Raw genomic sequence first — 12164 nt, 5'->3', positions numbered from 1 at the left:
CTGTGGAGAACTGCCCGGAAACCTGGGGACGCGCCGAACGCGTCCCCAGGGGTGGTGGGGCAGGTGAAGGAGAGCCGCTAGGGGTTGTGGTCGGCTCTATTCGGCCTTGGCGAGCTCGTGCGCGAGGACGTCCGCGAACGTGAACGTGCCCGTCGGCTGGTCGCCTTCGCCGAGCAGGTACAGGCGCTTGACAGCGATCAGGATGCCTTCCGCGACGATGTCGCGGAACGCCGGGTCGCCGAGCTTGCGGGCGTCGTCCGGGTTCGTCAGGTAGCCGATCTCGACCCGGACCGCCGGGCAGCGGGTGCGGGTGAAGATGTCCCACGACTTGTAGTGCGTGCGGCAGTCGAGCATGCCCGTGCGGGCCGCGACCTCACGCTGGATGAAGCCGGCCAGCAGCTCACCCACCGTCGACGTCGTGCCGTTGCCGGTGCCGAAGTGGAAGCTCGCGACACCCTGCGCGCGCGGCGAGGGGTTTTTGTCGCTGTGCAGCGAGAGGAACAGGTCGGCGCCCGCGTCGTTGGCGAACCGGGCGCGTTCCAGCTCGGTGGGGCTGTGGTTCGGGCCGCGGGAGATCAGCGCCTCCATGCCGGTGGCCTTCATCCGGCCTTCGAGGCGGCGGGCGAGGTCCCACGCGATGTCGGCCTCGCGCAGGCCGCCGGCGACCACGCCGAGGTCGTCGCCGCCGTGCCCGGGGTCGATCACGATGCGCTTGCCGCGCAGGCGCGGACCGGCCTGGCGCACCTGCTCCTGCTCGCGCAGGAACACGGGGCGCCCGCCCCGGGCCCGCGGCGAGGACAGGCGGTGCAGCTCGCGGATGGTCGCCGGGCCGCACATGCCGTCCGGCGTCAGGCGCATGTCGCGCTGGAACGTCTTGAGCGCGCGCTCGGTCGCCGGCCCGAAGTAGCCGTCGGGGCGGCCGGCGTCGAAGCCGAGTTCGGTGAGCCGCTCCTGCAGGGTGAAGACGTCGTCGCCGTGCACCGGGGAGGCGATCATGTACGACAGCGGGCGGCTGCCCAGGTGGTAGCTGGCGCCCTTGAGCGCCTGGAACGTCGCCGCACCCACGATGCCGTCGGTCATCAGCCCACGGCGCTGCTGGAAGGCACGGACGGCGTGCTCGACGGCGACGTCGAACGTGTCGTAGTCGTCGGTACCGGTGACCGGCGGGAGCAGGTCCATCCCGGCCAGGATGGACCTGATCTCGGCGACGTCCGGACCGGCGTCACCGCGGCGGAGTACCCGCATGCACTCCTCGCTCTTCCTAAGGCACCGATTCGGGGGGCTCGGCGCGTGGCAGGACTTGGGGAAAACCTTCGCTGGGACGAGCCCAGGTCTTCTATTGTGCCTTGCCAACTCTGGGTGACAGCGCAGGCCCGGTAGGTACGTCAAGGACCCGTTCGCGGAGTACCCGCGGTGGCTCTCGTCACGCTCGATTCACCCGCAGGGAACAGATTCCTCCGAAAGACGACGAACCCGGGACCCGCAGGAGGATTCCCGCAGGCCCCGGGTTCGCCGGGCTTGTTCGGTTCAGAGGACGTCGGCGAGATCCGACAGCAGCGCGGCCTTCGGCTTCGCGCCGACGATCTGCTTCACCGGCTTGCCGCCCTGGAAGAGGATCAGCGTCGGGATGGACATCACCTGGTAGTCACGCGGCGTGTTCGGGTTCTCGTCGATGTCGATCTTGGCGATGGTCAGCTTCTCGCCGTTCTCGGCCGCGATCTCCTCGAGCACCGGGGCGACCATCTTGCACGGGCCGCACCAGGTGGCCCAGAAGTCCACGAGGACCGGCTTCTCGCTGGTCAGAACCTCGTCGACGAACGTTGCGTCGGTCACCTTCACGGTGTTGGCCATGGTTTCTCCTTCGGGGTGGTTGAACGCCGGAAAGTCAGTTGGTGCCCGCGCCGTAGCCGCCGCCGACGAGCTCGGCCGCCTCGTGCGCGTCCGCTTCGCCGTGCTCCGCGAGCCATCGTTCCGCGTCGATCGCGGCACTGCACCCCGAGCCCGCGGCGGTGATCGCCTGCCGGTAGGTGCGGTCCACCAGGTCGCCGGCCGCGAAGACGCCGTCCAGGTTCGTGAACGAAGTCCGCCCCTGGGTGAGCACGTAGCCGTCCTCGTCCAGGTCGACCTGCCCACGCACGAGCTGGCTGCGCGGGTCGTGGCCGATCGCGACGAAGAAGCCCGACACGTCGAGCGTCGACTCGGAGCCGTCCTTGGTGTCCTTCAGCTGCAGGCCCTCGACCTTGCCGTCGCCCAGGACGCCGGTGATCTGCGAGTTCAGCTTCCACTTGATCTTCTCGTTCGCGCGGGCGCGCTCGAGCATGATCTTGGACGCGCGGAACTCCTCGCGCCGGTGGACGACCGTGACGGACTTCGCGAACTTCGTCAGGAAGGTCGCCTCCTCCATCGCCGAGTCGCCACCGCCGGCGACCACGATGTCGTGGTCGCGGAAGAAGAAGCCGTCACAGGTCGCACAGGCCGAGACACCGCGGCCGAGCAGCTCCTGCTCGCCCGGGACGTTCAGGTACCGCGCCGCCGCGCCCATGGCGAGGATGACCGCGCGGGCGGCGTAGCGCTTGCCGTTCGCGTGGACGTACTTGACCTCGCCGGTCAGCTCCAGCGACTCGACGTCCTCCGCGCGCAGCTCGGCGCCGAAACGCTCGGCCTGCTTGCGCATCTCCTCCATCAGGTCCGGACCCATGATGCCGTCGCGGAACCCGGGGAAGTTCTCGACCTCGGTCGTCGTCATCAGCGCGCCGCCGAACTGCGTGCCCTCGAACACCAGCGGTTCAAGCTGGGCCCGCGCCGCGTAAACGGCAGCGGTGTATCCGGCAGGACCCGACCCGACAATGATCAGGTTCCTGATTTCCTCGGCAGCCACCCGTGACCTCCGCTCGTAGTGACCCGTGTACCAGGCTCAACACGATCGTAGGTGGCCATGTTCCCCGGCGTGACAGCCGCTACTCGTCTCCTCGGAGGCGCGGTTACTTCTCGCCGACGACCTTGTCGAACAGCACGGCCGGATTTCCCGGCCCGCAGTCCGCGCCGAAGGCGACCAGCCGGAACTGGGCGAGCTTGCCGGTGGTCAGGATGATCATCACGCCCGCCTTGCCGCCGACGTTCACCGGGCGGATGCCCTCCGGCCGCACCTTCGGGTCCAGCCCGGCGGCCGCGATGCAGGCGTCGAGGCGGTCCTCGCTCTGCAGCGGGCCGAAGTCGCGGACGCCGATCGCCTTGCCGACCAGTGCCTGCGCACCGGCGCCGTCGCTGCCGACCGAGGGGCCCGTCGGGGCGGGAGCCGCGACGTCGGGGGTGCCGGGCCGCTGCGCGGTGTTCGGGATCGCGACGGTCACGGCGACGACCGCCGCCGCGGCCGCGGTCAGGACGCCGGCGGCCCAGCCGAGCCGCTTGTTCCGCCGCCGGGCCGCCGCGAGGTCCACCACCGGTGCGTCCCGAGGTGCCGGAGCTGCCGGAGTCGCTCCCCCGGCCGCCGACTGGGCTTTCCCAGGCTGTGCTTGTCCAGGCTGTGCTTGTCCAAGAAAGGCGGCCGCTGCTTCGGCGGCCAGTGCCGCGTCCAGCCGGGCGGCGAACTCCGCGGGCATCGGCGGGGCCGGCGCGTCCGCGAGGGAGGCCAGATCGGCCTGCGTGGCGTCCAGGGCGTCCAGGATCGCCCGGGCTTCGGGGTCGGCGTTGACCAGCGGCCACAGCTCGGCCGCGTCGGTGTCGTCCAGGACGCCGGCGTGGAGGTCGGCGAGCACGTCGACAGACCAGGGCGGACCGATGGTCCCCCCGATCCCCCGGCTTTCGTCCGTCATCGTCCCTCCCCGCTACCCGGCTGACGCCCGGCCCGTTTGCTTTCGTGAGTTGGGACGTTCGCAATCGCATCGGGGTTCCGCAGGTGCCCGAGAACCTTCGCGAGTTTCCCGCGGCCCCGCGCGCACCGGCTCTTCACCGTGCCCTCGGCGATCCCGAGCATCTTGGCCGTCTCGGCGACGGAGTATCCCTCGACGTCGACGAGCACGATCGGGGCACGCTGGTCTTCGGGCAGCTGGTCGAGGGCCTCGCGCACGAGCAGGCTGGTCTCCCGCTCGGCCATCGAGTCGCGGGGCGTGGCGGGCTCGTTGAAGCCGGTTTCCGGCAGCGGCACGGTCGGGCGCGCCTGGCGGCGGCGGATCCGGTCGAGGCAGGCGTTCACCACGATCCGGTGCAGCCACGTCGTGACCTGCGACTCCGCTCTGAAGTTCCCGGCCGCGCGAAACGCCGAGATGAACGCGTCCTGCAACGCGTCGGCGGCCTCTTCCGGGTCGCGGACCGTGCGCAGGGCCACCGCCCACATGCGGTCGCGGTGTCGCTGGACGAGTTCGCTGAACGCATGAGGGTCTCCCGCGGCGTGAGCCGCTATCAGATCCGCATCCGTGGGAGCTGCAGCTGTCACCCGCAAGAGCCTACTGACCCTGTCGGGTGCGTCACCCCGCAGGCAGGAAGGACAGGTCGCCTATTTCGGTCATGAACTGCCCGTCCGCGTCGCCCAGCTGGGTGATCCAGACGATGAAGTACTCGCCCTGGGTCGGCTGGGCCAGCGGGATCGTCGTCTCGCCGTCCTTCAGGTCGCCGTTGCCGACCACCTTCGTGTCGGCGAGTTCGGGGCTCTTCTCGGTCGCCGAGCGGACCTCGACCTTGGTGCCGGGGGTGCCTCCGGTGATCTTCACCTGGCTGAGGTTGATCGGGTTCTCGAAGGTGACGAGCAGCCCGACACCCGGCTTGATCGCCGGGAACTGCTGCTTGTACTTCTCGGTCCGCCACTCCGTCTCGGGCTTGCCGTCGATCGCGTACCGCGCCCGGCCGGTGTTGTCGCCCCGGCCCTCGGGGTTGAAGACGGCCACCGACTGCGGGGCCACCGGGGCGCCCACGGTCGGCGAAGGCGGCGGGGCCGGAGCCGACGACGACGGGGGCGGCGCCCCGTTCTGCTGGCTCGACGCCGGCGGCGCGGCGACGTTGATCGACGGCCCGCTCGCCTTCGAATCGCCCTGGAAGACGTTGATCAGCATCAGGCCGCCCCAGGCGAGGATGACGACGGTCGCGACCACCAGCACCGTGACGCCGAGGGCGAGCTTGCGCCGCCGGGCGACGTCCTTGACCGGCTTCTTCGTCGTCCAGATCGTGCCGTCGGGCTCGGCGACGTCCCCGCCGACGGCCTTGATCAGCTGGGTGCGTTCCTCTTCCTCGGCCACCTGGTCGAGCACGCGGAGGATGGCCGCACTGGTGCGGATGCCGCCGTTGCCGCCGTCCTCGATCGTGCGCACGGCCAGCGACGACAGGTCGGCCGGCACCGTCGGCACCAGCTGGCGCGGCGGGACGATCCGGCCCTGCGGCGTCAGCGGGGCCGCCGGGATCGCGGGCGGGCCGCCGGGCAGCGCCCAGCGGCCGGTCAGCAGCAGGTACAGGACCGCGCCGAGCGCCTTGACGTCGTCGCGCAGCGTCGCCTCCGGCAGCGGGCCGGGGAACGCGAGCTTGAGCGCGCCGTTGGGCGTCAGCCGCAGGCGCTGGGGGTGGTCGAGGCCGAGGACGAGCCCGTTCTGGTGGGCCTGCTCGACGGCTTCGGCCAGCGCCTGCACCATCCGCGCGGCCGCGGCGGGCGCCACCGGCCGCTGCGCGACGAGGTCCACCAGGTCGCTGCCCTTGGTCCACTCCGCGACGACGACACCGAGCAGGCCTTCGCTCGAGGTGATGCCGCTGCCGAGGGCGAGCACGTCCAGCACGCGGGCGACGCCACCGTGGCCGAACTTCGACGCGTGCGTTGCGCGTTCCAGCGTCCGCCGGGCCAGCCGGGCGGCTTCGGGATCCGCCGGGTCGCCGACCAGCAGGGTCAGCGCGACGTCCCGCTTCAGCTGCCCGTCCCGGGCACGCCAAAGGTGCGCGTCGCCCCGCTCGTCCACGCCGAACTGCGCGAGGAGGCGGTAGCGGCCGTCACCGACCACACGCCCGGGGGCCAGCGATCCGACCTGGGCCTTGCCCACGTGGTTCGCACCCCCCGCCTGTTCGCTCCGCCTCGTGTCCACCCGCACTCTCCCGCTAGCTCCCCGCACTGAGGGTACCCAGAATACGACGCGGGAGTTGTCGCCTTCCGTACCGCAATCGTTACCCGCGCTTGATCAACCGGGTGAACCTCGAAGTGGCCGGCCTCAGCTCTTCCACCTTCAGCGCCACCAGCACGCCGAACGAAACGACGATGCCGACGACGCTCTGCAGCAGCAGTTTCACCCAGGCACCGAAAGTCGGCCCGAACGAGTCGGGCACCAGCTTGCCCGCGACCCACGCGGCGGCCACACCCAGCACACTCGCGACGACCGTGAAGAGAATCACGCCGATCACCCGCTTGCTTCGCAAGTTGCCCAGCGTCACCCACAGCCAAACCTGGCCGAGGATCGCGCCGACCACGAACGTCAGCGCGTTGACCATCATCACGCCGAGCACGACGTTGTCCGGCGACAGCAGCACCGGGCACAGGTACAGCAGCGGCACCTTGACCAGCGTCATCACGATCATGATCAGCGTCGGCGTCCGCGCGTCCTTCATCGCGTAGAACACCCGCATCTGCAGCATGACCAGCGCGTACGGCAGCAGCGCGAACGCCGAGATGGCGAGCGCGTCGCCGAGCCGCTCGGCCGTTTCGACCGTGCCCTTGCCGAAGGTGAACAGCGCGATGCCGATCGAGCCGCCGACCACGGTCATCACCGCGGAGATCGGCACGAGCATCACCGTCGAGATCCGGGACGCGTACGACAGGTCACCGATCAGCTTCTTGTGGTCGCCGTCGGCGGCCGCGCGGCTCATCCGCGGCATGATCGCGGTCAGCAGGGAGACGCCGATGACGCCGTACGGCAGCTGGAACAGCAGCCAGGCGTTGCTGTAGGCGGTGACACCGCCGGGTGAACCGCTGGTCAGCACGCGCGTGTTGATCGTGTAGCCGATCTGGCTCACCGCGACGTAGCCGAGGATCCACAGCGCGAGGCCGCCGAACTCCTTCATCTGCTTGTCGATGCCCCAGCGCCACTTGAACCGGAAGCCGGACCGCAGCAGCGGCGGGATCAGCAGCAGCGCCTGGGCGACGATGCCGCCGGTGACGCCGATGCCCAGCGTGAGGACCTTGGGGTCGGTGATCGACACCTGCGTGGTGTTGATGTCGCCCGGCATGATCCAGACGACCAGGATGGTGAAGATGACCACCAGGTTGTTGATCACCGGCGCCCACGCGGTCGGCCCGAAGACCTGCTTGGCGTTCAGCACCGCCGACAGCAGCGCGAACACGCCGTAGAAGAAGATCTCCGGCAGCAGCAGGTAGGCGAACGCCGTGGTCAGCGCCGCGCTGGCCTGGCCGGACGAGTCGACGTAGAGACTCGTGAACGCCGGTGCCGCGAGCACCGCCACCACCGTGCCGACCAGCAGCACCGAGAACGCCACCGTGAGCAGGCGCTGGGTGTAGCCCGTGCCGCCGTCGGGGTCGTCCTGCGAGCGCACCAGCAGCGGCACGACCACGCTGGCGAGCACGCCACCCATCAGCAGCTCGAAGATGATGTTCGGCATCGTGTTGGCGACGTTGAACGAGTCGTTCGCGATGCCCTGGCCGATCGCGCCGACCAGCAGCAGTTTCCACAGGAAGCCGGTGATCCGGCTGATCAGCGACGCGATGGCCATCCGGCCGGACGCCTTCGCCAGCGACGGCGCCTTGGCCGGGGCCTCCGGCGCTTCCTCGCCCGGCCGGGGCTTGACCAGCGGCCCCTTGAGCGCCGGCATGACCTGGGTGGCCAGCGCGTCGTACGGCCGCATGACGTCGGGGTCGGCGACCGGCCAGCGCGAGTTCATCGGGACGCCGGCGGTCCGCGGGATGAACCGCGTCGCCTCCGGGTCGGGCGGGTGCGGAGCCTGCTGGGCCTCCTCCTGCCACGGCCGGACCGGCGCCGGACGGCGGGCCCCGCGGCCACGGGACGGAACCGGCGTGCCCGGCGGCGGGGTGCCGGGACCGAGCGCCGGACTGCCGGGCGGCGGGGTCAGCGGCGGGCTGGGCTGCGGGAGCCGTCCCTGGTGCGGAGCGGGGCCCGGGACCGGCTGCGGGCCACTTTGCTGCGCCCCGCCGTGCGGCGGCGGGCCGGGTTGCGGGTTGCCTGGCGATATGACGGGCTGGGCGCCGCTCAGTGGCAGGCCTGGCGGCGGTACGGCCGGCTGGGCTCCGCTGTGCGGCGGCAGGCCCGGCTGGGGGTTGCCCGGCGGTACTGGCTGCCCTCCGCTGTGCGGCGGCTGTCCCCCGCCGTGCGGCGGCGGGCCGGGTTGCGGGTTGCCCGGCGATACGACGGGCTGAGCGCCGCTCAGCGGCAGGCCAGGCGGCGGTACGGCCGGCTGTCCCCCGCCGTGCGGCGGCAGGCCCGGCTGAGGGTTGCCCGGCGGTACTGGCTGCCCACCGTTCGGCGGCGGCACGGGCTGGACCCGCGTCGGTGCCGGGCCGGCGTTGCGCGGCGGCCGGCCGCCCTGCGGCGGCGGAACCCGGCGCGGCGGCTGGTCCTCGCGGAGGGCGCGGTCGTCGTGCGGGCCGCGGTCGTCACGGGGCCAGTCGTCGCGCGGCCGGTCGCCGCGGGGGCCGCCCTCGCGGGCCGGGAACTCCTCCGCGGCCGGGCGGTCGCCGCGGGGGGCGCGCTGGTCGCGGGGCGGCAGGTCGTCCGGCGCCGGCCGAGCGCCGCGTGCGGCGCGCGGGTCGCGGACCGGGCGGTCGCCGCCGGGTGCACGTTCGCCGCGGGCCGGGTGGTCGCGGGCCGGGTGATCGTCCGGTGGCGGGCGGTCGCCGCGAGGGGCTCGTTGGTCGCGGGGCGGGATGTCGCCGCGGACGGGGTGGTCGTCCGGGGCCGGGCGGTCGCCACGGGGAGCGCGGGCCGGGCGGCCGCCGCCAGGGGGGCGCTCCCCCCGGACCGGGCGGTCGTCGGCGGGTGGGCGGTCGCCCCGGACCGGGCGGTCGTCGGCGGGTGGGCGGTCGTCGCGCGCCGGGCGGTCGCCGCGGGGCGCGCGGCCGTCGTGGGGTGCCTGGTCGCCGCGGCGGGGACGGCCGTCCCGGGGCGGGCCGTCTTCGCGGACCGGGCGCTGGTCACGGACCGTCGCGTCGTCGGGCGCCGGCATCTGGCGCGTGTGGCCGTTGCGGGGCGGCTGGCGGCGGCCGCGCTCCGGGGGCGGAGGCGGTGGCTGCTGCTGGCGGCGGACCGGCTGCGACGCCCGTGGCGGACCGTCGCCCCGTGGCGGGGGCGGTGGTGTGGGCCCTTCGCGCCGAGGACGACCCGCACGCTCGGGTGGTAAGCCCGGCTCTCTCTCCAACGCGTGCCCAATCCTCGGTGCTCTACTCCGGTGCCGCGGCCCGGTGCCGCGCACGTGCGGACCAAGGGTAATCGCGAACCGCCCGGAACACTCGAAGGCCGACGGATCAGTCCACGACGTCGCGGCCCGCGCGGGCGTCCTTCACCCGCCGGTAGATCCGCCGGGAAGCGAGCAGAAGCAGGGCCACACCTGCGGCGACGGTCGCGATGATGGTGATCGCGCCGTACTCGGTGGAGGTCAGTTCGAACCGCGCGGATGACCCGAGCGGGGTACCGGTGGGCGTGCGCAACGACACATCGACGCTGAACCGGCCGGCCCGCAGCGCCTCCACCGGCAGGAAGTAGTTCTTGCCGCCGCTGGCCGGGAAGAACCAGTCCTTGGCGTCCCCCGGGCGCAGGCCGGTGTTGTTGTCGAGGGCGAACCGGGCGTTGATCCCGACCGGCAGGTCGTTGCTGACGTAGACCGGCAGCGGCGAGTTGCCGGACGCGAGCGCGATGGTCTGCTTCGGCTGCGAGACGGTCACCCGCCCGCTGATCGCCGCGAGCTCGGCCTGCGCGTTCGTGGTCGCGGCGTCGGCGGGCAGCCCCCGCCACGCCGTGGACGCCCCGCGCAGCTCGGCCAGCCGGACCGGCTCGACGACGTCGTCCGGTTTCACCCGTTTGGTCGGGTCGAGCTGCATCGCCGACGCCAGCCCGGTGGCCTGGACGTCGAGTCCGGCCAGCGTCGAGACGACCCCGGCGTCGACCCCCGTGGCCGGGTCCGGCCCGCCGTCGCCGACCGAGCCGGAGACCTCGGGACTGGCGGCGAGCAGCGCCGGGAGCCCGGTCGCCGTGACCAGGCCCGCGGTCAGGAACTCGCCGACCTGCTGCAGGTAGGTGCCGAACTCCTCGGCCGAGGCGTCCCAGCGCCGCGGCGGCGCGACCAGCAGGTGATCCGGCCGCTGCGGCCCCGCGGTCAGGCCGAGCCCGGCCCGGAAGGCGAGGGCGCCGAGGCCGTTCTGGCTCGCGACCGCCCGCTCGGTCGTCGCGGGCACCGTGACCGAGCCGGGCACGGTCGGGACGCCGGTCATCGCGGCCGAGATCAGCGAGTCGGTCGGCTGCAGGCGGGCGGTGCTGCCCTGCACGGTGACGCCGCCGCCGGCCCCGGCGGGCGCGAGCTTGCCCGCGTCGGTGAGCACGGTCCGCACGCCGGCCTCGGTCAGCGCGGTGAGCACCGACGCGCTGGGCGTGCCGTCCGGCCAGAGCACGCCGGTCTGCGGGGTGACGTCGGTCAGCTGCTGGATGGTCGACGCGCCGGTGACGGCCCGGCTGACCAGGCTGGTGTCGCCGGGCCGGATGCGGGTGAGCGCGTCGAGGTCGGCGTCGGCGAACGGCAGCGCCACCACGCAGCGGCCGCCGACCAGCGTGCGGAGCTCGGACAGCCACGCCTTCGCGGCCTCGGCACCCTTGCCGTCGACGTTCCCGGTGTCGGTGTGGACGAGGTAGCCGCGGGTCATCGCGTCGACGGTGGCGAGCAGGTCGGGGTCGAGCGCGAAGCACATCGACTTCGCCAGGTTCGAGCTGTTCCGCACGGCCGTCGCCGCCGAGGTGACCAGCGCGTTCAGCCGGCCGTCACCGCTGATTTCGGTGGCCAGCCGGTCGTCGGCCAGCACCATCGGGCTCCCGTACGGCGCCGCGTAGACGTGCGGGATGTTGCCGGTCAGCGGCCAGAGCAGGGTCATGCTCGGCGCGCCGCCCCGCGCGGCGGCCTGCTTGCCCGGCCCGGCCAGCACCGGCATCAGCATGCTGACCGCACCCAGCCGCGCCGGCCCGCCGAACTCCGGGGTGCCGTTGACGTTGACCAGCAGCGGGTAGACGCCGGGGCGGGCGAACCGGTCCGCCCGCGTTCCGGTCAGCGGCACGGTGATGTTCAGCGGGGCGCTCTGGCCCGGTTCGAGCACGTCGGCGACCGAGGTGAACTCGGTCAGCGGAGTGTCCTTGACGACCGCGCCGGACAGCACGTCGCCGATCCCGCGCTCGGTCGTCGCCCGGTCCCCGACCTGCAGCCGGACCTGCGGCTTGGCGACCCGGCGGTCGCCGGTGTTGGTCACCGTGCCGGTGACGGTCAGCGTCGTCGCCGACGTCGTGATCACCCGCGGGCTGAGCCCGGCCAGGTCGATGCGCAGGCGCGCGCCCTCCTGCGCCTGGGCGACCGAGGCGCCGGCGAGGGCGGGGACGGCCAGGAAGAGGACGGACAGGAAGGTTGCGGCGAACCGCTTCACTCGGGGGCTCCCTCAGGGGCGTGCTCGTCTCGTCCGTGGACGTCCGGGCGCGCGAAAAGTTCCTTGGCCTTCCGGACGAGCTTGCGCTCGTCGGAGTAGGCGAGTTTGGACTCCAGCTCGGCCAGCGGGACCCAGGCCACCTCGGTGACCTCGACGTCTTCGTCGGAGAGCTCACCGCCGAGCGCTTCGAGCAGGAAGTGGTGCACGGTCTTGTGGATGCGCCGCTTCTCGGCCACGAACCAGTAGTCGATGGTGCCCAGTGGCCGCGTGACGCGCGCGGAGATGCCGGTCTCCTCCTTCACCTCGCGCACGGCCGTCTGTTCCACCGTCTCACCGTCCTCGATGTGGCCCTTGGGCAGCGACCACAGCAGTCTGCCGTGCCGGTCGAGCCGGCCGATCAGCACCGCCTGTTCGCGGTCGGCGTCCACCACGAGGCCACCGGCCGACGTCTCGTCGACCGTGGTCAGGCGCCTGCCGCGCTGACGCCTGCGCCGCCTGCGCGGCTTCGAGGCGCCGGGGCGGCCGGCTGATCCAGACATGCTGCGATGCTAGA

At 72.6% G+C, this 12164-nt stretch carries 10 protein-coding genes; 1 reads left to right on the top strand and 9 read right to left on the bottom strand.

From position 1 onward, the window contains the following. Positions 1-96: 96 nt before the first annotated feature. From ACLJQE_RS04765 to murJ, 7 genes are all read right to left on the bottom strand, one after another. Positions 97-1245 (bottom strand): N-acetylmuramoyl-L-alanine amidase, encoded by a 1149-nt coding sequence (locus tag ACLJQE_RS04765; protein ID WP_410637703.1) that lies wholly within the window; start codon positions 1243-1245, stop codon positions 97-99. Positions 1246-1527: 282 nt separating this feature from the next. Continuing rightward, positions 1528-1851, bottom strand: coding sequence for a thioredoxin (gene trxA, locus ACLJQE_RS04760; protein ID WP_003082899.1), 324 nt, complete (start codon positions 1849-1851; stop codon positions 1528-1530). 34 nt (positions 1852-1885) lie between these two features. Beyond that, entirely contained in the window at positions 1886-2878 is a 993-nt protein-coding gene (gene trxB, locus ACLJQE_RS04755) for a thioredoxin-disulfide reductase (RefSeq protein WP_410637702.1), read from the bottom strand. A 103-nt stretch (positions 2879-2981) separates the two neighbouring features. Next, positions 2982-3812 carry a hypothetical protein gene (locus ACLJQE_RS04750; protein ID WP_410637700.1) on the bottom strand — a complete coding sequence of 277 codons (831 nt, stop codon included), beginning with the start codon at positions 3810-3812 and terminating at the stop codon, positions 2982-2984. Beyond that, positions 3809-4432, bottom strand: coding sequence for an RNA polymerase sigma factor SigM (sigM, locus tag ACLJQE_RS04745; RefSeq protein ID WP_034284380.1), 624 nt, complete (start codon positions 4430-4432; stop codon positions 3809-3811). The genes ACLJQE_RS04750 and sigM overlap by 4 nt, the downstream gene beginning before the upstream one ends. A 31-nt stretch (positions 4433-4463) precedes the next feature. Further along, the gene (locus tag ACLJQE_RS04740) at positions 4464-6056 is read right to left on the bottom strand and encodes a protein kinase family protein (protein WP_410637699.1); all 1593 of its coding nucleotides are present in this window, start codon (positions 6054-6056) and stop codon (positions 4464-4466) included. A gap of 79 nt (positions 6057-6135) precedes the next feature. Further along, a complete protein-coding gene (gene murJ, locus ACLJQE_RS04735) occupies positions 6136-7860 on the bottom strand; it encodes a murein biosynthesis integral membrane protein MurJ (protein WP_410637698.1) in 1725 nt (574 codons plus the stop codon). Between the two features lie 219 nt (positions 7861-8079). On the opposite strand from murJ, the gene ACLJQE_RS04730 reads away from it, so the two are divergent. Then, positions 8080-9333 (top strand): hypothetical protein, encoded by a 1254-nt coding sequence (locus ACLJQE_RS04730; protein WP_410637697.1) that lies wholly within the window; start codon positions 8080-8082, stop codon positions 9331-9333. 124 nt (positions 9334-9457) lie between these two features. On the opposite strand, the gene ACLJQE_RS04725 is transcribed toward ACLJQE_RS04730, so the two are convergent. Next, positions 9458-11611, bottom strand: coding sequence for a DUF6049 family protein (locus tag ACLJQE_RS04725; RefSeq protein WP_410637696.1), 2154 nt, complete (start codon positions 11609-11611; stop codon positions 9458-9460). Next, positions 11608-12150, bottom strand: coding sequence for an NUDIX hydrolase (locus ACLJQE_RS04720; RefSeq protein WP_410637695.1), 543 nt, complete (start codon positions 12148-12150; stop codon positions 11608-11610). The genes ACLJQE_RS04725 and ACLJQE_RS04720 overlap by 4 nt, the downstream gene beginning before the upstream one ends. Between the last annotated feature and the right edge of the window lie 14 nt (positions 12151-12164).

It is taken from the genome of Amycolatopsis sp. lyj-346, from assembly GCF_046548975.1.
In the GTDB taxonomy this organism is placed as follows: Bacteria; Actinomycetota; Actinomycetes; order Mycobacteriales; family Pseudonocardiaceae; genus Amycolatopsis.
The sequence above is the reverse complement of the archived record's forward strand: the minus strand, read 5'-3'. Positions and strand labels throughout refer to the sequence as shown.